Origin of the sequence: Rhodococcus sp. NPDC059234 (genome assembly GCF_042754225.1) — a bacterium.
In the GTDB taxonomy this organism is placed as follows: Bacteria; Actinomycetota; Actinomycetes; order Mycobacteriales; family Mycobacteriaceae; genus Rhodococcus_G.
Map to the genome: position 1 here is coordinate 17949 of NZ_JBHZAH010000007.1, position 25872 is coordinate 43820.

A 25872-nucleotide genomic window follows, 5' to 3' on the forward strand; every position below is an offset into this window, starting at 1 on the left:
GGGGTCCTACCAGCGCTGGCGCTGCACCCGCGCCTCCGCTGCCGCCTCCTCCATGTCCAGGCCCTCGAGCACCCGGCGCAGGACCTCGTCGTCCAGCTCGCCCGCGTCGCGGGCGGCGATCAACGCGCTGCGCTGGGCCTTGAGCACCCGGTTGCGCAACCCGTTGAACAGCGCACTCGCGTCGCGGAGCTTGGCGTCGTGCTCCCCGAGATCCTCCTGCTGCTCGGCGGCGATCCTCGCCTCCGTCGTGCGTCGCGCCCGCTCGGCAAGCTCAGCCAGCTCGGCGGCCGACACCCCGGGCGGCGGGTCGTGCAGCACCTCGAGCAACGCGGCGTCGGCGGCGGACCGCGAGACCTGCCGGGCCAGTGCCGTCTGCTGCGCGGCGAGCAGCTCCTCGTCGGGATCGGCGACGTCGAGCAGCCGGATGAGCGTCGGCAGCGTGGAACCCTGGATGAGCAAAGTTCCGACGGCCACCGTGAAGGCGACCGCCTGGATGACGCCGCGCCCGGGGAACGGGTCGCCCGCCAACGTCGCCAGGGGCACACCGGAAGCGGCCGCCAGCGTCACCACCCCGCGCATACCGGCCCAGGAGATCACCAGGTTCTGCCGCCAGTCGAGCCGGGCGTCCGGGACCGCCACCGGGATGATCGATCGGGTGACCTTGCGCCTGCCCCGGTTGACGAAGATCCAGGCCGGCCGGACCACGATGACGAGTGCCAGGATCGCGAGGCCGTATCCGAACACGTGATGCACGGGCAGCCCTTCGGCGCGCACGTCGTCGATCACGAACTTCAGTTGCAGGCCGATGTAGGCGAAGACGAACGTCTCGAGCAGCAGGTCCACCGTCGGCCACACCGCGCGTTCGTGAATGCGGGTGTCCACCGACTCGTCGCCGACCGTGCGACCGAGGACGAACCCCGCGGTGACCACGGCGAGCACACCGGACGCGTGGATCTCCTCGGCCGCCAGGTAGGCCGCGAAGGGCAGCACCAACCCGAGCACCGTCTCCATCGGCGAGTCCGCAATTCGCGTCCGCACCGCTCGCACCAGGCCGGACAGCAGCAGACCGACCAGAATCCCGCCAACGATCTCGTAGGCGAAGAACAAGATCGGCGAGTCGATCGCGATCTTCTTTCCGGTGACCGCGGCGACGGACAGCGTGAACAGCGTCAACGCGGCCGCGTCGTTGACCAGGCTCTCGCCCTTGAGGATGGCCATCATGCGCGCGGGCAGTCCGAGACGTCGGCCCACCGAGACCGCCGCCACCGCGTCCGGCGGCGCGACCACCGCACCGAGCACGAAGGCCGCTCCGAGCGTGAACTCCGGCACCAGCCAGTTCGCGAAGAACCCGACCGCGACGGTGGTCACCACCACCATCCCGATTCCCAGCCGAAGGATCGGCGCGATATTGCGACGGAAGGTGCTGAAGGAGAAGTCCAGCGCCGCCGAGTACAGCAGGGGTGGCAGCACCGCCCCCAGGATCAGCTCCGGCGGCATCTCCAGCCGAGGTATCCCGGGGATGAAGGAGGCCGCGGCGCCGATCGTCACGAGCACCAGCGGGACCTGGAAACCGAGGCGCTTCGCGAGGCCGGTGACGGCGACACCCGCGATGACGACGAAGAGCAGCCAGGTGAAGTTCATGCCCTAAATGATGTCCGCAGCGTCCAGCGCCAGCACCTCGACCCTGAACTCGCTCGGCACCGGCGGCCGTTCCGGCCGCCAACGATCGCCGGCCACAACGCTCTCGGCCCGATCGTCACGGGATCGGCGCAGGTCATTCGAGGGCGCAGCTCCCGCCCCGACCGGGCAGCCGGTACCGGTTCCGCGCGACCGCTCGGTACGCCGCGTCCTGAAGCTGACGGATCCCCCAGATCCGGTAGACGTACAACGGGATTCGGGTGCCGAGGACGCCGGACAGGGCCGCGTTGATCGCACCCGCGCCGTGGTGGCGACCGCCACGCGAATCCTGCGCCCACGCCTGGTCCAGTGCCTCGTCGGTCGTGACCCCGAAACGGGCGGGCGCGCCGGCCTGTTGCAGCGGCACGACCGCCACCCTGCCACGGCGATCCAGCCGCTCGAGCAGGGCTGCGCACCGCACGCAGAAGCCGCAGTCCCGGTCGTAGAGCAACTCCACGGTGTATCGGGAGGCTGTTCGACGATCGGGCATTGCGACTCCTGGGCTACTCGGCGGGCGCGCTACTGCTTCGGCGGGATGACCTTCTTCGCTGCGTCCTGGACCTTGTCGACGTGGTCCTTGTACTTGCCGCCGGTCTTGTCGTCGACGAAGTCGCCCGCCTTGTCGACGGCGTCCTCGACCTTGTCCGCGTTCTCGGCCGCAAGCTGCTTTCCCTTGCCGAACAGGCCCTTCAACGTGTCTACGAAGCTCATTGCGTCTCCTTTTCCGATGCCGGGCCGGCACCTGTCGTCTTCTCGGGCGGAGCCTCCGGCATGTCGTTCGGGGGTCGGTCCCCCGCACCGGCCCAGTCTCACAGCATCCGGCGGCACCCGCCACAGTTGCGCGCAGCGTGCGACTAAGCCGCGGGCGACTCGGGCAGCGAGAACAATCGGCGCTTGTCGCCGGTGATCAGCCCGGAGACCCACCACCCCAGTTCGACCAGCACGATTCCCACCGCGCCGCACGTGAACGCAACCGTGGTCGCCGCGACGTTCGAGGGGTCCAGCTTGAAGAACTCGCGGGTGAAGGGGACCGAGAACAGCACCAGGTAGCCGGCCGCGGAACCCACGATCAGCACGATCTTCCACCACACGTACGGGCGGGCCACGATCGCCAGCACCCAGAGCGCGATCATGATCAGCGTGATGAGGGCTGTGGTGCTCGCCTGGATCGTCTGCGTCTCGGTCGCGTCCGGACCGGAGTACACCAGCGCGTAGGCGACGAAGGTCGCGATGCCGATGACCAAGCCCGACGGGATCGCGAAACGCATCACGCGCGGCACGAAACCGGTGCGCGCCCGCTCGTTGTTCGGGGCCAGCGACAGGATGAAGGCCGGGATTCCGATCGTGAACCAGGCAGCGATCGTGACGTGCCGAGGGAGGAACGGATACGGCATCGGGTCGAAGTGGAAGATCTGCGACGCCACCCCCGACAGACCGATCAGCAACGCCAGCAGCACCGAGTAGACGGTCTTGGTGAGGAACAGGTTCGAGACCCGCTCGATGTTGCCGATCACCCGGCGGCCCTCGCCGACGACATACGGCAGCGTGGCGAACTTGTTGTCCAGCAGCACGATCTGCGCGACTGCCCGGGTCGCGGGGCTGCCCGACCCCATCGACACCCCGATGTCCGCGTCCTTGAGCGCGAGCACGTCGTTGACGCCGTCGCCGGTCATCGCGACGGTGTGCCCGCGCGACTGCAGCGCGCCGACCATCTCGCGCTTCTGGTCGGGCCGGACCCGGCCGAAGGTGGTGGACTCGTCCAACACGTCGGCCAGTTCGTCGCGGTCGTCCGGCAATTCGCGGGCGTCGACCGCACGGTCGCCGCCCGGCAGGCCGAGCGAGCTGGCCACCGCACCGACCGAGACCGCGTTGTCGCCGGAGATGACCTTGACGGAGACCTTCTGCTCGGCGAAGTACTCGAGGGTCTCGCGGGCGTCGGGGCGCACGCGCTGTTCGAGCACCACCAGCGCTCGGGGTGTGACGTGCCCGGGTGCGCTCGCGTCGTCGACCGACGTGTCGCCGGCGCCGAGCAGCAGCACCCGCAGCCCCTTGGCACCGAGCTCCTCGGCCGTGCGGGCCGCGTCGGACTGCGGGTCGAGCAGCACGTCGGGGGCGCCGAGCACCCAGTTTCCCTTGTCGCCGTAGGAGATTCCGCTCCACTTCTTGGCCGAGGTGAACGGGGCGACGGCGGTGGAGGACCAGCCGGGGTCGTGGTCGATCGACTCCGCGATCGCCAGCACGCTGGCGTTCGGACGCGGGTCGTCGCCCGCCAGCGCGGCCAGCGCGTCGCGGACCTCGGCCTCGTCGCCACCGAGCACCCGCAGCTCCGACAGGCGCATGCCGTTCTCGGTGAGGGTGCCGGTCTTGTCCGCGCACACCACGTCGACTCGGGCCAGGCCCTCGATCGCCGGCAGTTCCTGCACCAGGCACTGCCGGCGGCCGAGCCGAATCACGCCGACCGCGAAGGCGAGCGAGGTCATCAGCACCAGGCCCTCCGGCACCATCGGGACCAGGGCGGCGACCATGCCGTTGAGCGCCGATCCGAGGTTCTGCTGGCTGATGAACAGCTGGTTGTAGATGATCAGCAGTCCCGCCGGGATCATCAGGTAGGTGATGAACTTGAGGATCTTGTCGACGCCGCTGCGGAGCTCCGAGTGGACCAGGGTGAACTTGCTCGCCTCCTCGGCGAGTTTGGCCGCGTAGGCGTCCCTGCCGACCTTGGTCGCCTGGTAGGCGCCGCCGCCCGCCACCACGAAACTGCCCGAAAGCACCTGCGCGCCAGGGGTTTTGTGTACGGGATCGGCCTCGCCGGTGAGCAGCGACTCGTCGACCTCGAGCGCCTCACCCTCGACCACGGTGCCGTCGACCACGATCTGGTCGCCTGCGCCGAGTTCGATGATCTCGTCGAGGACCACCTCGCTCGGGGCGACGGCGACGGCCGTACCGTCTCGCCGGACCTGAGGCTTGGCGGCACTGACGATCGCCAGCTTGTCGAGGGTCTGCTTGGCGCGGACCTCCTGGATGATGCCGATCGCACTGTTCGCGACGATCAGCAGGCCGAACATGCCGTCGATCACCGACCCGGTGGAGAGCACGATGATCAGCAGCACCCCGAGGATCGCGTTGATCCGGGTGAACACGTTGGCCCGGACGATCTCCGTGACGGAGCGGCTCGCCCGGCCCGGCACGTCGTTGGTCTTGCCCTCCGCCTTGCGCTGCGCGACCTGCTTCGCGGTCAGCCCCACCCGCAGGTCCACGTCGGTCACGGGGATGGTGGCAACAGCGCCGGGCTCGGCTGGATTCTCCTCGTTGGCCATGCCCGCCAGGTTATGCCAGTCCGAGCCACCAGCGCCGCTGGGCGTCCGGCCGCAGCAGGTCGATCCGCTGGCCGGGCATCGGGATGCGAACCCGGGTGCCGGACTTCCCCGCGGCCGCGAGAAGCCTCGTCACCGGCTCCACCCACGGGTGAAAGGCCAGGTTGAAGGTGGCCCAGTGCACCGGAACCAGCACCCCGGCGGTGTCGTCGCCCGCCGACAGGTCGGCGTGCATGCGCACGGCCTCCTCCGGGTTCATGTGAATGTCCGGCCAGTGCTCGTCGTACGCGCCGACCGGCAGCAGCGTGAGGTCGAACGGACCGTGCCGCTCGCCTATCTCCGCGAACCGCGGGGAGTAGCCGGTGTCCCCGCCGAAGAACGCGGCGTGTGCGGACCCGCGCATCACCCACGACGCCCACAGGGTGGTGTTGCGCTGCAGTCCCCGGCCCGAGAAGTGCCGGGCCTCGGTGCAGGTGAGTGACAGCCCCCCGAGCGTGACCTGCTCGTCCCAGTCCAGCTCGACGATCCGTTCCTCGGGCACCCGCCAGTGCCGCAGGTGAGCGCCGATCCCGGTGGGCACCACGAACGGGGCCCGCTGCGTGCGCACCAGCGCCTCGACGGTCGCCTTGTCCAGGTGGTCGTAGTGATCGTGCGAGATGACGACGGCGTCCACCGGCGGGAGGTCCGCGACGGCGACGGGAGTCGGGTGCAGCCGGGCCGGGCCGATCAGCCGCGACGGCGACACCCGCCGGCTCCACACCGGGTCTGCCAGCACCCGGAACCCGTCGATCTCGACGAGCACGCTGGAGTGGCCGTACCAGGTCAGCGCCAGTTCTGCCGCCTCGACAGGGGCCAACGGCGTCGCGATCGGGATCGGCCGCCGGGGGCGGCCGAGACGTCCACGGGTCAGGATCGAGGACAACAGGCTCGACTCGGACCCACGCACCACCTGACTGCTGGGGTCCGTGTTGTGGAAGCGCCTGCCGCGATACCGCGCGGAACCGTGCGCGTGCGGCGCGATCGCGGCGGTCGAGGCGCCGATCTGGCCGGGCACGCCCCACGCGGCCCTGGCCAGCGCCGCCACGCCCATCACTGCACCCGCGGCCGCCAGTGCGGCCCGCACGCCCATCTCAGCGACCCCGGAAGTGGGGGGCACGCTTCTGCTGGCGGGCCGCTCGCGCCTCGAGCATGTCGTCACTTCTCCATGCCGCGTGCAGCGCGTCGAGCTGCTCCGAGCTCGGGGCGTCCTGGCTACCGTCGTCGTTGAACACGAGCTTGAGGTGCCGCAACGACAGCGGGGCGAGCGCCGAAATGCGCTTGGCCCAGTCCTGCGCGAGCGGGAGGTCGCCGATCTTGTTGGCCAGCCCGCACCCGAGCGCGTCGGCGGAGCTCAGCTGCTCCGCCCCCAACAGGACGGTGCGCGCCGGTCCGCCGCCCGCGAGCGAGACGAGCCGCTTCACGGTCCACGAGTCCACCGAGATGCCGAGCTTGGCGGCGGGGACCGCGAAGTAGGCCTCGGACGCGACGACCCGCAGGTCCGCGGCGATCGCGAGCTGCGTGCCTGCACCGATCGCCGGGCCGTTGACGGCCGCGATCACCGGCACGGGAGCGGAGTCGACGGTGTGCAGCATTTCGAGCAGGGTGTCGGTGAAGCCGTCGGCATACACGTCGCCGGAGAGATCGGCGCCGGCGCAGAAGACGGATCCACGGCCGGTGAGCACGATCACGCGCGCGTCGGCGTCGACGGCTTCGTCGATCGCGTCGCGCAGCAGCACGCATTGCTCGGTGTCGAGCGCGTTGCGGCGGTCCTCGCGCTGCAATTCGATGGTCACCACGTCACCGTCACGGCTGGTCCCGATCATGGTGTGACCGTACCGTTCACCCCCGGGAGGTTGCCAACATGGAAACGCACGTGGACATCGCGGTCATCGGCGCCGGCCAGGCCGGACTGTCGGCCGGGTACTACCTGCGCCGGCTCGGCGGCGATGCCGGAATCGGCTTCGTCATCCTCGACCACGCCCCGAAGGCTGGCGGTGCCTGGCAGTTCCGCTGGCCCTCATTGACTTTGAGCACCGTCAACCGTGTCCACGACCTCCCCGGCATGCCGTTCACCGACGTGCTCGACGACACCGCCGCCACGCAGGTACACGCCGCCGACGCGGTTCCGCGGTACTTCGCCGAGTACGAACGCCGATTCGAACTACCGGTCCGGCGGCCCGAGCACGTGCGGGTGGTGTGCGATCAGGGCGACCCTGACGGCCCGCTGACCGTCGAGACGGGCGACGGGGCGCTGATCGTGCGCGGCATCGTCAACGCCACCGGAACCTGGGAGCATCCGTTCGTCCCGCGTTATCGCGGCGCCGAACTGTTCCGCGGCCGGCAACTGCACACCCGCGACTACACCTCGGCCGGGGAGTTCGAGGGCCTGCACGTCGTGGTGGTCGGCGGCGGCATCTCCGCGGTGCAGCTTCTCGACGAGATCTCCCGCGTCACCTCGACCACCTGGGTCACCCGCCGCGAACCGCAGTTCCGTGACACCCCCTACACCGCGGAGGAGGGTCGGGCGTCGGTGGCGATCGTCGAGGACCGGGTGCGACGGGGGCTGCCGCCCGGATCGGTGGTCTCGGTGACCGGGCTACCGCTGACCCCGGCGTTGCGGGCCGCGCGCGAACGCGGCGCACTGCGCCGCCTGCCGATGTTCGACGAGATCACCGCCGACGGGGTGCGCTGGGCCGACGGGGGCTTCCAGCGCGCGGACGTGATCCTGTGGTGCACCGGATTCCGTAGCGCCCTGGACCATCTCGCTCCGCTGAGGCTGCGCGGACCCGGCGGCGGCATCACGATGGACGGCCGCCTGGCGACGCGGGTGGCCGCGGACCCACGCGTGCACCTACTCGGGTACGGGCCGTCGGCAAGCACGATCGGCGCGAACCGGGGCGGTCGGGCCGCCGCGGCGGAGCTGATCGAACACCTGAGCCTCGAGTCCCGCTGACCCGGTCACACCCGAGCCAGGCTCCCCCGCCGGATCTCTCGTGGCGTCCAGCCCGTGACCTCGCGAACCGCGCGACCGAACTGGCTGAGTCCGGCGAATCCGCTTCGGCGGGCTATCTGGCCGATCGACAGTCCGGCGTGGTCGGGGTCGGAGAGCAACTCCACCCCGTATCGGACCCGGGTGCCGCGGATCATGCCGTAGACCGTGAGCCCTTCGCCCTCCATCAGCTTGTGCAGGTAGCGGGTGCTCACGTTGATGCCGGCCGCCACACGATCGACGTTGAGCGCGGGATCCGCGAAGTTCTTCTCGATGAATCGGTGCACACGGGCACGGTTGCCCATGGTCATGTCGTGCGGATCGGGTTCGCGATCCGACGGTTGGCGGATCACGGCCAGCGCAATGTCGACGACCGCGTGCTCGATCAGCGACGACTCGATGGCCGAGGTCGGCTCGTGCGCGGTCAACGGCTCGAGCAGGCCTGCCAACGCGACACCGAGCGGGGATCCGGACACGACTGCGCCATCGAGGATTCGCGGGTCGAGAGACTTGGCGGCCAGCAGCGTGCGCGGCAGGTAGACGAACGCCATGTCGCTGTGGTCCGACAGGTCGAGCTCGAAACCCCGCCCGAAGTCCACGTACACGACGTCGCCCGCACGCGCGTGAACCGTTGCCCGATCCTGCTCGAGACCAACGGATCCCGCGCGAACGCAGCCGAGCGCGACGTAGTCGCCCATGGCATCGTCCAGCATGCTCCCGGTACGGCTGCCCGTCACCGCCGTCGACCGCATCCGGTTGACCCGGACATCGCCGAAGTCCGTGGACATCATCGAGGCGCTGAACCTCGCCGGCTCGTCGGCGCTGAACAAGCAGGCGCCCGAGAACACTTCGATCCCCTCCGGACCCGCCATGTCGATTCCACCCCGGAAGCGCTGCGTCAAACGCGAGTCACTCGAACCTGCGTGCAACCGCCCCTGCCTTCCCCCAAGAGTTTCGCTCGACAATAACTCAGCCCGAGCGAGGGTTCCTGTTCCCGGCGCGACGTCGGTCCGCCGCGCCGGTTCGCCCAGGTACCATCCGCCGATGACGCATGAACGCGGCGATGTTGCTCGGTGGCGACGCCCCAGCGTATGGCTGGCAATCGGGCTTCTGGTGGCCTACCTGGTCTTCTATCTTCTTGTGGCACGGCTGATCACGACGATCTTCTCCGACCGGATCGACAAGGACAATGTCCTGTCCTCCGCGTCCAGCATCCTGCTCGGTGTCGCATTGCCGATCGCGATCGGTGCGATCGCGTTGCTCGTCGTGGCCACCCGACTCGGCATGCTCGGGAAGATCTTCGGGCGTCAGCCCATCCGGGGACGCGGCTGGATGTGGATCGGCCCCGGGCTGGTTCTAGCCGCCATCATCGCGCATCTGACTGGGACGGAGTGGAATTCGTGGACCGGTGGGCAGATCGTGGCAATGTTCGTCCTGGGCGCCTGCGTCGGCGTGACGGAGGAGCTGGCCACCCGCGGATTGGCGGTTCAGATCCTGCGCGACGCCAGACACGGTGAGCGGTTCGTCGCCGTCGTCTCCTCGTTGTTGTTCGCACTGATGCACACGGTGAACCTCATCTCCGGAATGGCGCTGTCCACGGTTGGCGCAACAGTCGTCTACACCTTCGCCTTCGGCATGTGCATGTACCTCGCCATGCGAGTGACCGGCACGATCTGGGCGGCAATCGTTCTCCATGCCCTCACCGACCCGACGACGTTCCTTTCCTCCGGTGGGCTGGACAAGGCGGTGGGCAGCACGAGCGCGGGCGGTGCGATCGCCGCCCTCGTGACGATCGCGCTCATCGCCTTCGGCGCCGTCGCGGCCTTCCTCGTCCGAGGCACGGTCCGAACACCCGAGGATTCGCCCGCTGCCTGATTCGCCGGGTCAGTGGACGGGAGCGACCGAGCCCGCGGTCGGGCCGTCGGCGAGCGCACGCAGGGCGGGCCGTATCCGCGCGCCGATGCGCGGCTCCGGAGTGCCTGCCAGTTCGAGCGCCGGGTTGCCCCACGGCGTGCGCGTGGAGTCGCGGTGCTCGAATTCCCAGCCCAGCGTCGAGTTCAGTCCGCCGGCAAGGGCATGGTGGTACTCGTCCCAGCCGTACTGCTGCCAGTCGAGGAACCGCTCGGGCACCAACGGTCGCCACAACGCGTCGTGCAGGGCGGGCGCCTTGGCCGGCACATACACGCGGGTGTGGACCGTGCGCCGCTCACTGGAGATGTCGGAGTCGGCGAGCGCGACGAGACCGACTGCGGGACACCACTCGACTCCGGTGCCTACGTCGAGTCGAACCACCGTCGCATGCCGTTCCCACATGACGAGCGCTCGGTCGATGGCCGCGCGGTGCGCGGCGACGACTGCGTCGAGACACTCCGGTCCCCCGGCGAATGCCGCGGCCTGCACGGACATCATCGGCGAGAACGAGATCTCGAATCCGACAACCTGCGTCGAGGTGCGGTTTCCAGCACCGGCGGCGAACAGCCACTCCACCGACTTCCGGTCCGGCGGACGGGCGAACACCATTCCGCCGCTGGACGCCCCCGCCCATTGCAGACGGGTGATCTCACCGGCCCACAGCGATGGAATCGAATTCGCATGCGCGACAACCCACGTCATAGCAGAGATTGTCGCACTCCAATTCACCGAGCGCCGCTCGAGATTCGAAGTCGCGAAGCACCGTGCGCGATTCGTCGAATCCGTGTTCACAGATCGCGCACCGCTCAGACCAGGGAGGTCCCCACGAACCAGCCGAGCGCTCCGAGGAAAATCACGACCAGCACCGAGATCGCCACGAACACCCGAACATCCACCGCGGAGCGACCTCCGTCCGAACTGAACGCCGTCTCGCTGCGGGGCGCCCCGGCTCGGGCGGCGGCCTCCGTCTCCGCCGCGGCTCGGGCGGCATCCTCCGTCTCCGCCGCGGCCCGCGCGACGACGTACTCGAGGGTGCGTACGACGAGATCAGCACTGGACGAACCGCAAGATCCCGCCCCAGCGGTGAGTTCGTCGAACGCGGCGCTCAGGACCCGAACGTCCTCCTGCTGAGCGGCATCCGGATGCCGACCCGAAAACGCCAGGTAGGCGACCCCGTCCACGCTGATTCGGATCCGATTCGGATCATCCAGGGAGACAACCCGTTCGGGATGCCGATGTGCACCCTCGACCCCGCGGGCCAGGGGCAGAAGTGCCTCCGCGGCTCCGGCGACACTCGGTCCGCTCGCCGCGACCTCCGCGAGTGAGCGACTCGGCAACCACTCGGACACCACGACCGCGCACGACTGCACGGCCGTCATGTCCAGGATCGGCGCCAGGGCCTCGGACCTCACCCGCCCCAACCAGACGGTGCCCGCGAAACAGTCCGCGACGGCCGCAGCGACATCGGGCCCGCGACTTCGGAGGTCGAGCACCGTCAGCGCGACCTCCTGTCCCGTCGCCAGGTCGTGGGCGTGCCAGAACTCGGTGTCCGACCTCGCGGCAGAGGACTCGAGCAACCGGTACCGCCCGGCCGCGAACAGTGCGCCCGGCACGCGTTCCGGCGTCGGGGGCATCGGCTTCGGCCGCGTGATCGAGTTCGACGGGATCGGCGGCGTCCGCTTCTGGTTCCGACGTCGGTGGTCAGTGCGCATGCGCAGCACCCCGCGTCATGCACCCGATTCTCGCACTCGCGGTCCCCGCCCGCCGGGCGACGACGGCCGGGGCGATCACCGTGCGCGAATTGTGCAATCCCCGTGCGCGGATCGCCCGGCCCCCGGCGGGCACGTCTCAGGGCTCGGGCACCACCACGCCGACCGGACCGACCCCGATGCACAGCGCCAGCCCCGGGTCGAGGCTGCGCACGACCAGCCGGTCACCGCCGCCCACGAGGCGAACGAACACGCTGTTGGGTCCGCGCCGGACCGGCACCGTCACCGGATCACCGTCCCGCATGGCCACGTCGATCCGGCCGTCCTCGCTCGCGTAGTAGTTCAGCTGCGCCGTCCACTCCCAGTTCGACATCGGCCCGTCCAGCGGCAGTTCCGACCCCTCGGCGGTGACACGGTGACCGCAGCCGGGCACCGGGCCGTCGGTGATCGCGCGGGTCCAGGTGACCTCCGCATCGACGACCGCGCCCGCGTCGTCGATCATCCGGAGTTCGGGCGTGGATTCGGCGAAGGCTGGCCGGTCCGGCAGCGGCGCGAACACCCGGCCGGCCAGGTTGTGCGGGTGGGCGACCGGAAGCAACACCCAGATCGAGACGGGCTGTTCGAGCAGCGGGACGTCGCGGTGCGCGGCGAGGGAGGACCGCACCGTGGCCAGGTACTCGACCGTCGGATTGTCCTCCCAGCTCCTACTGAACGTCGCCGTCGACCACAGGCAACTCGCACCGAACGTCACCGCGAGCCCGGCCGCGACGGCGCGACGAGCGTTGGCGGGAGGGCCGGCCCCGGCCGCCCAGCGGTCACGCACGGGGGCGCGCAGTACCAGCGCCACCGCGATCGCGATCACGACTGAGCTGTCCGCCAGATAGCGCAGCGTCTGCCCGAGTTCGTAGGTGGTGCCCGGCCCCGATCTGGCGATCACCATCGCCGCCTCGGACGCAAGCACGTACGCGATCGCCGCAGGCCACACGCACCCGACGCGGCGCTTCCACACCACGCTGCCGACGACGACCACGACCGCCGTCGCCACCCCAACTGCGACCACCACCGTCGGCGGATCCGCCCACGGCGGGCTCGGCGGCCAGCGATCCCACACCCACGGCCCGCCGAGCATCGTCGGGAACAGGCCCCTCGTGGTCGTGTGGGTCAGCAGCTCGGACGTCATCTCCGAGTCGTGCACGGCGACCGTCGGGTTCACCGCGAACCGGTACACCGCCGCCCAGACGGCGAGCACCACCGCGGCCGGGCCCCACAGCGCGGCGCCACGGACCAGGGTCCCGCGCACCGGCCGTCGACGGCCGTCGACCCGGCGCAACAGCACGACCACCGCGAAGGCCACGAACGGGACGAGAACGGACTTCTCGAAGAACAGCAGCGACCCGGCGAACACCGCCGTCCCGCTCACCGCATAGCGGCGCCGGCCGGTGCGACACAGCACCACCGCATCCGCGGCAACCCAGGCCAGGCCCGCTTGCAACGGCAACGCGTTCAGCCCCGCCGCCCACCACGCGAACGAGGGCAGCGTCAGCGGCGAGAACAGGTACAGGCCCAGCGGGACCAGCAGGGCAGGTCTGCGGCCGAGCAGGGCCGTCAGCAGTCGCAGCACGGCCAGCGAGGCGAGCGCCTGCAGCAGCACCAGCATCACTGCGGGCACCGCCCACTGGTACGGGGCCAGCCGGGTCGCGACACCCGCCACGAGGAAGGCCGCAGGCATGAAGTGCCCGTCGTGGTCGTAGAGGAGGAACTCCGGCGACAACAACGGCAACGCCGCCGAGCGGCCGGTCAGGATCAGGTCGTCCCAGTAGAAGTAGCCCCGCGCCGCGACGACGCCGCGCACCACCAACTGGATCGCGATCAGTGCGACCGCGAACTGCAGCACGCGGGCGCCGGTCGGTCGCCACCACGGCTCGGTGCCCGAGTCCGGCGCTCCGGCCGACGTCACGACGTCGGGCGGACCTGCAGCTGGGGCTCGCATATGGACAAACCCTAGCCCGCGCGGCCGAGGCCGCAGGTCAGCCGAGACGCAGCGCGTCAGCTCACCCGCGACGCAGCGCGTCAGTTCACCCGCGACGCAGCGCGTCAGTTCACCCGCGACGCAGCGCGTCCACGACCAATCGAGGCGGCGGGTTCACGTGCGCGACGCCGTCGACGACCACGGTCGGCACCGTCTCGTTCCCGTCCGCGACGGATCGCACGAACGCCGCGGCATCCGGGTCCTTCCAGATGTCGATCTCACGCGGATGCAGGCCGCGCAGCCGCAGCGTCGCCCGCAGCCTCATGCAGAACGGACAGCCAGGCCGCCAGTACACGGTCACTTCTGCGGGAGCGCTCACCGCCTCAGTCTCCGCGCTGACCGAGAGCCGCGCTAGTTTCGAACCGATGACTACCCGGAACGCGCTCCGCTGGTGGCCGCCGGTCGGCGTGCTCGCCATGATCGTGCTCGGCCTCGCCGTCGGCCGCGGCTCCACCCCGCTCGACGCGGCGTTCCTGGACGGCGCCACCGAAGTGACCGGGTCCCGGCCGACGTGGCTGCTGGCGTTCACCGACTGGTGGCTGCTGGGACCGGTACTCGCGGCTGCGCTGGCGCTCGCGCTGTGGCGAAGGCAGTGGCGGCTCGCGGCGGTCGTCGCGCTGTGCCCGTGGCTGGTCCTGGCGATCACCCAGGCGCTCAAGCGGCTGTTCGACCGCCGTAACGGCCCCTACCTGGAGTACCCGAGCGGGCACACCACGATGGTCGTGGTCGTGGCCGGAATGGCGCTACTCGTCGTCGGGGTCCGGTGGTGGGCGGTGACGATCGCGGCGGTGGTGTGCGCCCTCGGCATGCTCGGCCTGGTCACCAACGGCTACCACTTCGTCACCGACACGATCGGCGCGGCCCTGCTCACCACCGCGCTGGTGTGCCTGGCCGCCCGGGTGGCCGGCCTGGTGCCGGCGCGACCACCCGACGACGGGCGCGGCGAGGAATCGGGCGACTAGCCGAGATCGAACTCGTCGGGGTTCGGACCGAGCCGGTTGCCCACGTCGAGTCCCGCGATCGCGGCGAGGTCGTCTGCGTCGAGCTCGAAGTCGAATACCGTGAAGTTCTGACGAATCCGGTACGGCGTCACGGACTTCGGGATCACCACGGTGCCGAGCTGCAGGTGCCAGCGCAGCACCACCTGGGCGGTGGACCGCTGGTGCTTCTCGGCGATGCGTCCGAGGACGGGGTCGTCGAGCAGCCCCCTGCCCTGTCCCAGCGGCGACCAGGCCTCGGTGACGATGCCGCGCTCGGCGTGGAAGGCCCGCAGCTCGGGCTGGGCGAAGTCGGGATGCACCTCGACCTGGTTGATCACCGGCGAGACCCCGGTCTCGTCGACGATCCGGGTCAGCTGCGGCGGCTGGAAGTTCGAGACGCCGATGGACCGCACCCGACCGTCGGCCTTCAGCTCGGCGAACGCCCGCCAAATGGTGATGTAGTCCTCGCGCACGGCCCGCGGCCAGTGGATCAGGTACAGGTCGAGGTAGTCCAGGCCGAGCCTGTTGAGCGAAGCCTCGAACTCGAAGAAGACCGCGTCCCGCGTCCACGGCTGCGCGGTGCCGTTCCAGATCTTGGTGGTGACGAACAGCTCGTCGCGGGCGATGCCCGAATCCGCGATCGCCCGGCCGGTGCCCGCCTCGTTGCCGTAGATGGCGGCGGTGTCGATGCTCCTGTACCCGATGCTCAATGCACTGGTCACCGAGGTGTAACTCTCGTCGTCCGGCACCTGCCACACCCCGAACCCGAGCTGGGGGATGCTGTTGCCGTCGCTGAGGGACACGGTCGGTACTGGGCTCACAGAGGTCATGCAACCAGACAACCGATCCCACCGCAGACTTGTTCCTGGCACCTCCTGAGAGAATCGACCCATGACCGCCACCCTGCACGCCGACGGGCTGTCCGCATCCCGCGGCGAGCGCCTCCTCTTCTCCGACCTCGACCTGGTCGTCGCACCGGGCGACGTCGTCGGCCTCGTCGGCGTGAACGGGGCGGGCAAGTCCACCCTGCTGTCGATCCTGTCCGGTCACAGCACCGCCGACATCGAGGGCTCGGTCACGCTCAGCCCGCCACACGCGACCGTCGGCCACCTCACCCAGGAACCCGAACGCCTGACCGGCGAGACCGTCGAGGACTTCCTCGGCAGGCGCACCGGAGTCACCGAGGCGGAGACGGAGATGAACGCGGCCGCGGAGTCGCTCGGCGAGGAGGGCGGGGACGACCGGTACTCGCACGCCCTCGAGCGCTGGCTCGCGCTCGGCGGGGCCGACCTGGCCGAGCGCGCGGAGAAGGTGCTCGCCGACCTGGGCCTCGACGTCGGGCTGACGGCCGAGATGACCGCACTCTCCGGCGGCCAGGCGGCGCGCGCGGGCCTGGCCTCGCTGCTGCTGTCGCGCTACGACATGCTGCTCCTCGACGAGCCGACCAACGACCTGGACCTCGACGGGCTCGAGCGGCTCGAGCGCTTCGTCGCGGAGGCACGCGCCGGCATCGTGGTGGTCAGCCACGACCGAGAGTTCCTGGCGCGCACGGTGACCGGGATCGTCGAACTCGACCTGGCGCAGCAGCAGATCTCGGTCTACGACGGCAGCTACGACTCGTACCTCGCCGAGCGTGCCATCGCCCGCCAGCACGCGCGGGACCGCTACGAGGAGTACGCCGACACCAAGGCGGGCCTCGAGGATCGCGCGCAGATGCAACGCAACTGGCTCGAGCACGGCGTCCGCAACGCACGCCGTAAGGCCAAGGGCTCGGACTCCGACAAGATGGGACGCAAGGCGCGTGCCGAGTCCACCGAGAAGCAGGCCGCGAAGGCACGGCAGACGCAGCGCCGGATCGAGCGCCTCGAGGTGGTCGAGGAGCCGCGCAAGGAGTGGGAACTGCGCATGCAGATTGCCGACGCCCCGCGCAGCGGCAGCGTGGTCGCCACGCTCGGCGGCGCGGTGGTTCAACGTGAAACGTTCCGCCTCGGACCCGTCACCACCCAGATCGACTGGGGCGACCGAATTCTCGTCACGGGCCCGAACGGATCGGGCAAGACCACCCTGCTCCGGGTCCTGCTCGGCAAGCTGACACCCGACGAGGGCACCGCGGCACTCGGGTCGGGCGTCGCGGTCGGCGAGGTGGACCAGGCACGCGGCCTCTTCGAGGGCGACGAGGCGTTGGCGGCGGCGTTCGGCGCGCAGGTGCCGGACTGGCCGGACGCCGAGGTGCGCACCCTGCTGGCGAAGTTCGGACTGCGCGGTGCGCACGTGCTGCGGCCGGCGAACTCGCTGTCCCCCGGCGAAAGGACAAGGGCGGCACTCGCTCTGCTGCAGGCACGCGGGGTGAACCTGCTGGTGCTCGACGAGCCGACCAACCACCTGGACCTGCCCGCAATCGAGCAGCTCGAACGAGCGATGGACGAGTACGAGGGCACCCTGCTGCTGGTCACCCACGACCGCCGGATGCTGGACACGATGCGCAGCACCCGGCGGTGGCGGATGGAGTCGGGCAGCCTCAGCGAAGACTGAGCAGCGCCTGCCCCAGGTACTCCCCCTCCCGGCACCCGGGCGGGATCGCGAACACCGCGGACCCGATCGGAATCGTCCAGCGGTTGAACATGTCCGAATCCGAGAGCCGCTGCTGCACGGGTGTGAACTGCGCCTCGACGTCGGCCTGGTAGGCGACGAAGATCAGCCCCGAGTCGGAGATCTCCGCACCGGACGGGGCCTCGTCGTAGTTGTACGCGCGCCGATGGAAACGCTGCCGCGGATCCGCCGACCGGGACCTGGCGATGTGCGAGAACTCCGAGATCACCGTCAACCCACCCGGTCCGGCAGCGGCGAAGTCCGGCTCGTCGTGTTCGGCGGTCCCCGTCAGCGGCGCGCCGTCGGAAAGCCTGCGGCCCATGACGATTTCACGTCCCGGAAGGTCCAGTTCGTCCCACGCGTCCAGATCCATCCGGATCCGCCGGATCACCATCGAGGTGCCCCCGGCCAGCCACGGCTGCTCGGCGCCCTCGCACCACACCAGTGCGTCGAAGTCCGCGGAGCCCGCGGCGGGATTGACCGTGCCGTCCACCTGTCCCATCAGGTTGCGCATCGTGGTGCCCTCGGGTTCGGTGCCCCGGGCCCGCCGGAAACCGCGCTGGGTCCACCGCACGGTCGCCGTCGCCCTCGCCCCCTTGAGCAGCACGCGCAGCGCGTGGGCGAGGGCCACCGGGTCGTCGGCACCGACCTGCAACAGCAGGTCGCCGTCGCTCCAGCGCTCCTCGAGTCGGTCGATCGCGAACGGCGGCAACGGCTTCAGCCAAGCCGGCGCCGAGCCCTCGAGCCCGGCGGCACGCAGCAACCCCGGACCGAACCCGACCGTGACGGTGAGCCGGGCGGGGGCCGTCGCGAGTTCCGGCTCGGTGTCGGCGAGCACCGCGCGACCCGAGGTCAGCCGCGCGGCGTCGTCGGTCCACACACGCATCAGCCGCACCAGAGCGGCTCGGTCGGTGCCCGGCCGCAGGTCGAACGCCACGAAGGTGGTGTGCGCCTGCGGCGCGGTCGCGATCCCCGCCTGATGGGCACCGTGAAAGTCCACGGTGCCCGGCGCCGCGGTGGCCGCAGCCCGACCCGTGACCGCGCCGGCGCCCCACCCGAGCGCGGCACCGCCCGCGGCGACGGCGCCCGCGCCGAGCAGCCGCCGCCGGCTCAGCTCAGCCACCGTGCGACTCCGAGTACTCCTCCTTGGCCCCCGCGAAGTCACGGACCTGTGCGGTGAACTCGACGGTGCTGCCGTCCGCGAAACGCATCGTCAGCGGGACGTCGGCGCCGGCCCGGACCGGGCCGGGGAGCTCGAAGAACATGATGTGATCCGCGCCGGGCGCGAGCGTGTGCGAGCCGTTCGCGGGGATGGTGAAGCCGCCGTCCTTCTGCCGCATCTTCATGGCGCCGCTGCCGTCCGAGGCCATCTCGTGGAGCTCGACGCGCGGGGATACCGGGCTGCTGACCTCGGTGAGCGTCACGTCCGAGCCGGAACCGTTGGCGAGGGTACCGAATGCCGCAGTCATCCCGCTGTCGGCCGCCTTCACCCAGGAGTCGGTGAAGGTGATCGCCTGCGCCTGCGGGGCGTCGTCGCCGCCGCTCGAGCAGCCGGCGAGCGCGAGGGCGGTCGCCGCTGCCAGGCCGGCGGATACGAGGCGGAATCGGGTGGTCGTGGTCATGGGGTGTCGTTCCTTCGTCTAGGTGGTGCGCGGGGGCGTGCGCGCACGGCGGAGCGCACGGACGGATCCGCGTCGGCCGCGGGACGGCCGGACGGCCGTGCCCGCGAGGTGAGGTGGGGTGTCGGTCAGACGAAGTCGGGCGGGCCGCGGCGTGGCTCGGTACCGCGGCCCACCGCGGCGAGCACCGGATGGCGGTCGGCGACGGGCAACCATGTGCGTGGCAACTCGACCGCCGGGACCCGCGCGAGCAGCGCGGCGGCGACTGCGCGCAGGGCGGCCTCGACGCGCGGACCGATCCGCTCGGCCGCGACGATGAGCGCGGCGCAGACCGCGATGGAGACGAGATGGGCGGCGACCATCAGCTGCCCCGGCGAACCTGCCGGCGATGCTCCGGGGTGGTGTCCACCCGCGATCGACAGACACAGGTGCGCCCCGACCTGGCCGGCCGCGAGGACCGGGACCAGCGGCGCCGCTCCGCGACGCAGCACCGGAATCGCGACGGTCGCGCTGGACAGGACCGCGGCGACGCCGACGAGCAGCAGCAGGGCCGAGCTGGTGGGCAGTCCGCCACCGGCTGTTCCGTGCGCGGCGACAGCCACGGCCACGGTCACCGCGCCGACGGACGTGCAGCGGACTCGACGAGCGAGCTGCTCCCCCGGCGCGACAGGCATGACCAGACGCTACTACGCAGCGTCGTATGCATCGACACGGCCCCGATCGAGACATAGCGGACAGGCGAACAACTTGACGAACTGTTGTGTTTTTACAACACTCTGGTGCATGAGTCCGGTACGGCGGGGCGAGTCGCGGCCCATCTTCAACCGCATCGCGGTGCTGCGAGCCGAACGCTCACTGAGCCGGGCGAGGCTGGCGGAGCTGATCGAGGTGAACCCGCAGACCGTCGGCGCCCTCGAACGCGGCGACCACTACCCCAGCCTCGACCTCGCCATGCGGATCTGCGAGGTGTTCGCCCTGCCCGTCGAGGCCGTGTTCTCACGTACCGCGTTCACCCCCTTGTCCACCGAGCTCTACCGCCGCGAACCCCGACAGGAGGGCGACGATCATGGCTGAGAGCACCATCGTCGAGCGCTACCAGGCCCGCCGGACCCGACGATTCCTCGCGGACTCCGAGAAATGGGGCCGGATGCTGCCGGCCTGGCGCACCCAGCGCCGCCGCCGCGCCCTGGTCCTGGCGCTCGGTGCGACGTTCGCGTTCATGGCGGCGGTCGGGGTGCTGTGCCACTTCTTCGACCGCGCGCCGATTCTCTGGTTGCCGGCCTGTCTGCTGTTCTTCCCGATCTGGACGTCGCTGCAGATCGTCTCCGGCCGCCTCGGCGATGCGCCGACCACCACCCTGGACGAGTGGGAGGTGCAGCAGCAGAACGCCGCCCGGTCCGCGGGCCTGACCATCACCCAGTTCCTCGTGATGATCCCGGTGTTCTATCTCGTCGTCGGCAGCGTGGCCACCGACGGCGACGGCGCCCGGATCGCCTACGCCGGCGGCCTGCTCACCCTGACGACCCTGATGATCGGCGGCTGCTCGCCCGCGATGATCCTCGCCTGGACCCGACCCGACCCCGACACCGACGACTACCTTCAGGAGGCCGCATGACCGCGAACACCCTTGCCCTGGAACGAGTCTCCAAACGCTACGGCGACGTCGTCGCCCTCGACGACCTCAGCTTCGAGGTGCAGCCCGGCGAGATCTTCGGCTTCGTCGGCTCCAACGGCGCGGGCAAGACCACCACCATGCGCATCGTGCTCGGCGTGCTGGCCGCGGACGCCGGTGAGGTCCGGCTCGGCGGCCGTCCGATCGACCTCGACGTCCGTCGCACGATCGGCTACATGCCCGAGGAACGCGGGCTGTATCCGAAGATGAAGGTCGGCGCCCAGTTGTCGTACCTAGCCGAGCTGCACGGACTTTCGCGTTCCGATGCCCGAGCCGCGGTCACCCGGTGGACGGAGCGGCTGGGCATTGCCGAGCGCCTCGGCGACACCGTGGACTCACTCAGCCTCGGCAACCAGCAACGCGTGCAGCTGGCCGCCGCACTGGTGCACGACCCGGCGGTGCTCGTCCTCGACGAGCCCTTCTCCGGACTCGATCCGGTGGCCGTCGACGTGATGAGCGAGGTCCTCGCAGAGAAGGCGGCCACCGGCGTCCCGGTGATCTTCTCCAGCCACCAGCTCGATCTGGTGCAACGCCTGTGCCACCGCGTCGGCATCATCTCCCGCGGACACATGCGCGCGGTCGGCACCGTGGACGAACTCCGCGGCACCGGGCCGCAACAGCTCGTGGTGCACGCGCCCGGCGCGGCGGCCGATTGGGCGGACCGCCTGGTCGGCGTGCGCACCGTCGATCGCCGGGACGGACGCACCGTGCTCGAAATCGACGCCGCGACCGACGACCAGGCGGTTCTGGCCGCGGCCCTGAAAACCGGTCCGGTGCACGAGTTCTCCCTTCGCAGGCCGACCCTGACCGAACTGTTCCGAGAGGTCGTGACCGCGTGAGCACCCCCACCGCGTTGAGCAACGCCCGCGCCGTCTCGCTGGTCGCGCGGCGCGAGTTCCTCACCCAGGTCCGGAAGAAGAGCTTCCTGATCAGCAACGTGATCGTGCTGGTCGCGATCATCGGCGGCATCGTCGCGTACTCCCTCTTCTCCGGCGGCGGCGACGAGAACCGCGACACCGTCGGACTCGTCGGCGACCAGTCACTGTCCGCCCTGCTGGTCACGGCAGGCGAACAGACCGGCACGCTCGTCGAGGTGTCGGCCGTGCCCGACGAGGCGACCGCCCGCAGCCGCGTCGAGTCCGGCGACCTCGACGTCGCCCTGATCCCGCACCCCGACGGTTCCGCGACGGCCGTCACCGACTCCGAGATCGACACCGGACTGCGCACCGTTCTCGACGCGGCGGTGGCCGGGCAGGCCCAGCAGTCGACGTTGGCCGCGCAGGGCGTGGACACCGCCGCGCTCCGCGAGGACACCGCCGCCGCCGTGGTCACCGTCGACGCGATCAACCCGCCGGATCCCGAACGGGGACAACGCATCGCCCTGTCCATCGCCGCAGTGGTGGTGCTGTACATGCAGATTCTCGCGTTCGGCATGTACGTGGCGATGGGCGTCGTCGAGGAGAAGTCCAGCCGGGTGGTCGAGCTGCTGCTCTCCACCCTGCGACCGCTGCAGCTGTTGTGGGGCAAGATCATCGGCATCGGAGCGGTCGGCCTGCTGCAGCTCACCGCGTACGGCATCGCCGGCGTCGGCACCGGTCTGGCGACCGGGGCACTCACCGTGACCGGCGCCGCTCTGGGCACCGTCGCGAGCACCCTCGGCTGGTTCGTCCTCGGGTTCGCGTTCTTCGCGGTCCTCTACGCGGCGGCCGGCTCGATGGTCTCGCGGCAGGAGGACGTCAACTCCACCGCGATGCCGCTGACCCTGCTGATCATGGCGATGTTCTTCACCGCGTTCTCCGCGGTGAGCAACCCGGACGGCACGCTGAGCAACGTGCTCAGCTGGATCCCACCGTTCTCGGCGGTGCTGATGCCGCTGCGGATCGCGGCCGGCGTCACCGGGCCGGGGCAGGTACTCGGCACCATCGTGATCATGCTGGCCGTCACCGTCACGCTCTCGGCGGTCGCGGCAAAGATCTACCAGCGCTCTATTCTGCGGGTGGGCAAGACGGTGTCCTGGAAGGAGGCCTTCGGACGGTCGTAGCACCGGCGCCGAGGGCTATGGTCAGGCGCATGACCGCGCGACTGTCTGCCCACGGGATCCTCGGCCTGGTACTCGACGCCGACAGCTACGTCTCCTGGGACCGACCGCCGATCGAGGTGGACGCAGGCCCGGCGTACCGCACGGACCTCGACGCGGCGAAGGCGAAGACCGGCCTGGACGAGTCTGTGATCACCGGCGAGGGCACCGTGCGCGGGCGCCGGGTCGCGGTGATCGCCTGCGAGTTCGGATTTCTCGCCGGGTCCATCGGCGTGGCCGCCGCGGAACGGATCGTGAGCGCCGTCGAGCGCGCCACCGCCGAGGGCCTGCCGCTGCTGGCCTCGCCGACCTCCGGCGGCACCCGCATGCAGGAGGGCACCGTCGCCTTCGTGCAGATGGTGAAGATCGCCGCGGCGATCACCGTGCACAAGGCCGCTCACCTGCCGTACCTGGTCTACCTGCGCAACCCGACCACGGGCGGGGTGTTCGCGTCCTGGGGGTCGCTCGGGCACGTGACCGTCGCCGAACCCGGCGCACTGGTCGGATTCCTCGGCCCGCGCGTCTACCAGGCGCTGTACGGCGAGAAGTTCCCGGACGGCGTGCAGACCGCCGAGAACCTGTACGCGAAGGGCGTCATCGACGGCGTCGTGGAGCCGAAGTGGTTGCGGCACCTGCTTCATCGCGCACTGCGGGTGATGACCGGCGAGGCCGACGCGTGGGTGGACGAGCATCCCGAACCCGCCGAGATCCCGGATGTACCTGCCTGGCAGTCGGTGATGCTGTCCCGGCGGGCCGACCGTCCTGGCATCCGTCAGCTGCTGAGATATGCCGCCACGGAGCAGGTTCCGCTCAGCGGCACCGGCCAGGGCGAGGCCGACAAGACCGTACTGGTCTCGCTGGCCCGGTTCCGCGGCGCACCCTGCGTGCTGTTCGGACAGGACCGCAGCGGCCAGTCCGCCCAGCACACGATGGGCCCGGGGGCGCTGCGCGAAGCTCGGCGCGCGATGAAACTCGCTCAGGAGCTGGGCATCCCGCTGGTGCTCGTCATCGACACCCTCGGTGCCTCGCTGTCGAAGGAGGCCGAGGAACGCGGGCTCGCGCCCGAGATCGCCCGCTGCCTCGCCGATCTCGTCACCCTCGACACCGCGACCGTCTCGGTACTGCTCGGCCAGGGCACCGGCGGCGGCGCGCTGGCCCTGCTGCCCGCGGACCGGGTGCTCTGCGCGCAGAACGGCTGGCTCGCCCCGCTGCCACCGGAGGGCGCCAGCGCGATCGTGCACCGCGACACCACCCACGCCCCGCGAATGGCTGCGGCCCAAGGCATCCGGTCCCTCGACCTGCTTCGCGACGGCGTGGTCGACGCGATCATCCCGGAACTGCCCGATGCCGCGGACGAGCCGATCGCCTTCTCCAAACGGGTCGGCGAGGCCGTTGCGCGTGAGCTGGCCGCACTGGTCGGCACGACCGCCGAGCAGCGGTACACGGACCGGATCGCCAGGTACCGCAACCTCGGGTTGCCCGGATGAACACCGTGACCGTGAACACCGCGCCCTCGGCCGAGGGCTACGACCGAGCCGCACTGGGCCGGTTCGAGCTGTTCCTGGTCGCTGCGGTGGCCACGGTACTGATCACCCGGGCGTTCCTCGCGGCCACCGGCTACCCGCAGATCGGCGGGAGCGGCGGGCTGCACATCGCGCACGTGCTGTGGGGCGGACTGCTGATGGCCGCCGCGATCGTCGCGGTGCTGATCGGCGACGGCAGCCGGGTACGGACCGGCGCCGCGCTCGCCGGCGGAATCGGCTTCGGCCTGTTCATCGACGAGGTCGGCAAGTTCGTCACCGCCGACGTCGACTACTTCTTCCAGCCCGCCGTCGCGATCATGTACGTGGTCTTCGTGCTGTTCTACCTCGTGGTGCGAGAAGTGGTGCTCCGGCGGGCGATGTCCGATCGGCGACGCCTCGCGACAGGCGTGCGGGCGCTCACCGATCTCACCCTCGAGCAGCTCGACGACATCCGCTACCAGTCCGCCCTGCGTGCCCTCGACGAGGTGCGCGACCCAGCCCTGGCCGAGTTGGCGGACTCGATCCGGAGCGGACTGCTCTCGCAGCCGCCCCCGACCGGTGGCGTGGAGTCGAGGATCACCCGCGCGATCGATACCCTCACGCAGCGGACCGCCGCTGTGCTCGGGCATCGCGCAGTGCGCCGATCGGTCCTCGCGCTGTTCGTGCTGCAGGCAGTGGTGTCCGTGGTGTCGGTGATCGTCGCGATGGTCGCCGACGTCCCGGGCGATGCCGAGGCCGACGACGTCTCCGATCTGCTGGTCCAGCTGTCGAGCACGGTCACCGGCGCGCTGGTGGTTGTCGGGGTGTGGTGCCTGTTGCGGCATCACTACATGCTGGCGCTGCGGCTGCTTCGGGCCTCCGTCGTGGTCGGGCTACTGCTGACGCAGGTGTTCCTCTTCGCGCAGGAGGAGTTCGGCGCCCTCCTCGGTTTCGCCGCCTCGCTGCTCCTGCTCGCCGCCCTGAGTATCGCCATTCGAAGCGAGCAGGCGAAGGTTCCGGCGCCCGCCTGAGGGGAGCGTCGGTCATCGACTCGCGAGATTGTGTCGTCGGTTCACAGAGTATTGCGGTGACGGTTGTGGATCGCAGGCAGACGCCCTTCAGCGGCCGGCTTCACGGGACGTAGAGCGCTTTGGTCGACCCTATGCCGGAGTCCTGGGCGCGAGCGTGACGAAGGATCGACGGAGGAGTTCCACAGCGTCCATGGTCTCGTCAGGCTCGGCCCAGGTGGTCAGCGCAACATCAAAGCAGACCAGCGACGCCTGCACCAGTGTCCGTGCTCGCAGTACCGCGAGATCACCGGCGAGTCGCTCCTGCACGAGCGGCGTGAGCAGACTTGCCCACTGCAGATGCTTTTCGAGGTTGCGAGCGCGTAGGGACGCTGCGCTCGTCAGAACACGCATGACCCTCTTGCTTCGTTGCTCGTCCCTATTCGGTTGAGCCAGCAGGGCTTCGAAGGACATACGCAGAGAATCCCAAACAGGTTCACCTACCGGCCGCGCGGCGAAGGCGTCGCGGACGAATTCGCCCCAGGGAACGAGGTCGCCGATGACGGCGTCTTCCTTTGCCGGGAAGTAGCGGTGGAAGCTGCGGGCAGAAATCCCCACCTCGGCGGCGATCTGCTCGACGGTGACCGCATCGAAGCCCTGCTGGGCGAACAGGTCGACCGCGACCTCGGCGATCCGTGTGCGCACGGCCTCACGAGTGATGTCGCGCAGACCCGGTGTCGATGAACTTCCCACAAGGG

General features: G+C 70.2%; 26 protein-coding genes. 10 read left to right on the plus strand and 16 right to left on the minus strand.

Annotated elements, in window-relative coordinates; translation table 11 throughout:
• Positions 1-6 precede the first annotated feature (6 nt).
• From ACFXGJ_RS02815 to ACFXGJ_RS02840, 6 genes are all read right to left on the minus strand, one after another.
• The gene (locus tag ACFXGJ_RS02815; RefSeq protein ID WP_378616259.1) at positions 7-1641 is read right to left on the minus strand and encodes a Na+/H+ antiporter; all 1635 of its coding nucleotides are present in this window, start codon (positions 1639-1641) and stop codon (positions 7-9) included.
• A gap of 133 nt (positions 1642-1774) precedes the next feature.
• Positions 1775-2167: a thiol-disulfide oxidoreductase DCC family protein gene (locus tag ACFXGJ_RS02820; protein WP_378616261.1), complete on the minus strand. Its 393-nt coding sequence runs from the start codon at positions 2165-2167 to the stop codon at positions 1775-1777.
• A gap of 29 nt (positions 2168-2196) precedes the next feature.
• On the minus strand, positions 2197-2388 hold the full coding sequence (locus ACFXGJ_RS02825; RefSeq protein WP_378616263.1) for an antitoxin: 192 nt from the start codon (positions 2386-2388) through the stop codon (positions 2197-2199).
• Between the two features lie 143 nt (positions 2389-2531).
• Complete coding sequence (locus ACFXGJ_RS02830; RefSeq protein ID WP_378616265.1) at positions 2532-4994, minus strand: cation-translocating P-type ATPase; 2463 nt, start codon at positions 4992-4994, stop codon at positions 2532-2534.
• A gap of 10 nt (positions 4995-5004) precedes the next feature.
• Entirely contained in the window at positions 5005-6120 is a 1116-nt protein-coding gene (locus tag ACFXGJ_RS02835; RefSeq protein ID WP_378616382.1) for an MBL fold metallo-hydrolase, read from the minus strand.
• 1 nt (position 6121) lies between these two features.
• The gene (locus tag ACFXGJ_RS02840) at positions 6122-6853 is read right to left on the minus strand and encodes an enoyl-CoA hydratase (RefSeq protein ID WP_378616267.1); all 732 of its coding nucleotides are present in this window, start codon (positions 6851-6853) and stop codon (positions 6122-6124) included.
• Positions 6854-6891: 38 nt separating this feature from the next.
• Between ACFXGJ_RS02840 and ACFXGJ_RS02845 the strand changes: the two genes are divergently transcribed.
• Positions 6892-7983, plus strand: coding sequence for an NAD(P)-binding domain-containing protein (locus ACFXGJ_RS02845; RefSeq protein ID WP_378616269.1), 1092 nt, complete (start codon positions 6892-6894; stop codon positions 7981-7983).
• 5 nt (positions 7984-7988) lie between these two features.
• Here the strand turns inward: ACFXGJ_RS02845 and ACFXGJ_RS02850 are convergent, their stop codons facing one another.
• Positions 7989-8810 (minus strand): helix-turn-helix domain-containing protein, encoded by an 822-nt coding sequence (locus ACFXGJ_RS02850; protein ID WP_378616271.1) that lies wholly within the window; start codon positions 8808-8810, stop codon positions 7989-7991.
• On the opposite strand from ACFXGJ_RS02850, the gene ACFXGJ_RS02855 reads away from it, so the two are divergent.
• Positions 8800-9894 (plus strand): CPBP family intramembrane glutamic endopeptidase, encoded by a 1095-nt coding sequence (locus ACFXGJ_RS02855; protein WP_378616273.1) that lies wholly within the window; start codon positions 8800-8802, stop codon positions 9892-9894. The two genes, ACFXGJ_RS02850 and ACFXGJ_RS02855, sit on opposite strands and share 11 nt — an antisense overlap.
• A 9-nt stretch (positions 9895-9903) precedes the next feature.
• Here ACFXGJ_RS02855 and ACFXGJ_RS02860 read toward each other — a convergent pair whose 3' ends face one another.
• From ACFXGJ_RS02860 to ACFXGJ_RS02875, 4 genes are all read right to left on the minus strand, one after another.
• Positions 9904-10632, minus strand: coding sequence for a relaxase domain-containing protein (locus ACFXGJ_RS02860; protein ID WP_378616275.1), 729 nt, complete (start codon positions 10630-10632; stop codon positions 9904-9906).
• A gap of 104 nt (positions 10633-10736) precedes the next feature.
• A complete protein-coding gene (locus ACFXGJ_RS02865; protein WP_378616276.1) occupies positions 10737-11642 on the minus strand; it encodes a hypothetical protein in 906 nt (301 codons plus the stop codon).
• A 136-nt stretch (positions 11643-11778) separates the two neighbouring features.
• Complete coding sequence (locus ACFXGJ_RS02870; protein ID WP_378616277.1) at positions 11779-13629, minus strand: hypothetical protein; 1851 nt, start codon at positions 13627-13629, stop codon at positions 11779-11781.
• A gap of 109 nt (positions 13630-13738) precedes the next feature.
• Positions 13739-13987, minus strand: a complete 249-nt coding sequence (locus ACFXGJ_RS02875) for a glutaredoxin domain-containing protein (protein ID WP_378616279.1) — start codon at positions 13985-13987, stop codon at positions 13739-13741.
• A 46-nt stretch (positions 13988-14033) separates the two neighbouring features.
• On the opposite strand from ACFXGJ_RS02875, the gene ACFXGJ_RS02880 reads away from it, so the two are divergent.
• Positions 14034-14630 carry a phosphatase PAP2 family protein gene (locus ACFXGJ_RS02880; RefSeq protein ID WP_378616281.1) on the plus strand — a complete coding sequence of 199 codons (597 nt, stop codon included), beginning with the start codon at positions 14034-14036 and terminating at the stop codon, positions 14628-14630.
• Here the strand turns inward: ACFXGJ_RS02880 and ACFXGJ_RS02885 are convergent.
• Positions 14627-15478, minus strand: a complete 852-nt coding sequence (locus tag ACFXGJ_RS02885) for an aldo/keto reductase (protein ID WP_378616283.1) — start codon at positions 15476-15478, stop codon at positions 14627-14629. The genes ACFXGJ_RS02880 and ACFXGJ_RS02885 overlap by 4 nt on opposite strands.
• 61 nt (positions 15479-15539) lie before the next feature.
• On the opposite strand from ACFXGJ_RS02885, the gene ACFXGJ_RS02890 reads away from it, so the two are divergent.
• Entirely contained in the window at positions 15540-17180 is a 1641-nt protein-coding gene (locus tag ACFXGJ_RS02890) for an ABC-F family ATP-binding cassette domain-containing protein (RefSeq protein WP_378616285.1), read from the plus strand.
• On the opposite strand, the gene ACFXGJ_RS02895 is transcribed toward ACFXGJ_RS02890, so the two are convergent.
• The 3 genes from ACFXGJ_RS02895 to ACFXGJ_RS02905 all read right to left on the minus strand — a co-directional run bounded on the left by ACFXGJ_RS02895 (position 17167) and on the right by ACFXGJ_RS02905 (position 19530).
• Positions 17167-18360: a Dyp-type peroxidase gene (locus ACFXGJ_RS02895; RefSeq protein ID WP_378616287.1), complete on the minus strand. Its 1194-nt coding sequence runs from the start codon at positions 18358-18360 to the stop codon at positions 17167-17169. The two genes, ACFXGJ_RS02890 and ACFXGJ_RS02895, sit on opposite strands and share 14 nt — an antisense overlap.
• Positions 18353-18859: a copper chaperone PCu(A)C gene (locus tag ACFXGJ_RS02900; RefSeq protein ID WP_378616289.1), complete on the minus strand. Its 507-nt coding sequence runs from the start codon at positions 18857-18859 to the stop codon at positions 18353-18355. Before ACFXGJ_RS02900 ends, ACFXGJ_RS02895 begins: the two co-directional genes overlap by 8 nt.
• A gap of 125 nt (positions 18860-18984) precedes the next feature.
• The gene (locus ACFXGJ_RS02905; RefSeq protein WP_378616291.1) at positions 18985-19530 is read right to left on the minus strand and encodes a hypothetical protein; all 546 of its coding nucleotides are present in this window, start codon (positions 19528-19530) and stop codon (positions 18985-18987) included.
• A 109-nt stretch (positions 19531-19639) separates the two neighbouring features.
• On the opposite strand from ACFXGJ_RS02905, the gene ACFXGJ_RS02910 reads away from it, so the two are divergent.
• The 6 genes from ACFXGJ_RS02910 to ACFXGJ_RS02935 are packed head-to-tail and all read left to right on the plus strand — an operon-like array spanning position 19640 to position 25138.
• On the plus strand, positions 19640-19930 hold the full coding sequence (locus ACFXGJ_RS02910; RefSeq protein ID WP_378616293.1) for a helix-turn-helix transcriptional regulator: 291 nt from the start codon (positions 19640-19642) through the stop codon (positions 19928-19930).
• The gene (locus ACFXGJ_RS02915; protein ID WP_378616295.1) at positions 19923-20471 is read left to right on the plus strand and encodes a hypothetical protein; all 549 of its coding nucleotides are present in this window, start codon (positions 19923-19925) and stop codon (positions 20469-20471) included. The genes ACFXGJ_RS02910 and ACFXGJ_RS02915 overlap by 8 nt, the downstream gene beginning before the upstream one ends.
• A complete protein-coding gene (locus ACFXGJ_RS02920) occupies positions 20468-21367 on the plus strand; it encodes an ABC transporter ATP-binding protein (RefSeq protein ID WP_378616297.1) in 900 nt (299 codons plus the stop codon). The genes ACFXGJ_RS02915 and ACFXGJ_RS02920 overlap by 4 nt, the downstream gene beginning before the upstream one ends.
• A complete protein-coding gene (locus ACFXGJ_RS02925) occupies positions 21364-22569 on the plus strand; it encodes an ABC transporter permease (protein ID WP_378616299.1) in 1206 nt (401 codons plus the stop codon). The genes ACFXGJ_RS02920 and ACFXGJ_RS02925 overlap by 4 nt, the downstream gene beginning before the upstream one ends.
• 29 nt (positions 22570-22598) lie before the next feature.
• The gene (locus ACFXGJ_RS02930) at positions 22599-24092 is read left to right on the plus strand and encodes a carboxyl transferase domain-containing protein (protein WP_378616301.1); all 1494 of its coding nucleotides are present in this window, start codon (positions 22599-22601) and stop codon (positions 24090-24092) included.
• Complete coding sequence (locus ACFXGJ_RS02935) at positions 24089-25138, plus strand: hypothetical protein (RefSeq protein ID WP_378616303.1); 1050 nt, start codon at positions 24089-24091, stop codon at positions 25136-25138. The genes ACFXGJ_RS02930 and ACFXGJ_RS02935 overlap by 4 nt, the downstream gene beginning before the upstream one ends.
• Positions 25139-25267: 129 nt before the next feature.
• On the opposite strand, the gene ACFXGJ_RS02940 is transcribed toward ACFXGJ_RS02935, so the two are convergent.
• On the minus strand, positions 25268-25867 hold the full coding sequence (locus tag ACFXGJ_RS02940; protein ID WP_378616305.1) for a TetR family transcriptional regulator: 600 nt from the start codon (positions 25865-25867) through the stop codon (positions 25268-25270).
• Positions 25868-25872 lie beyond the last annotated feature (5 nt).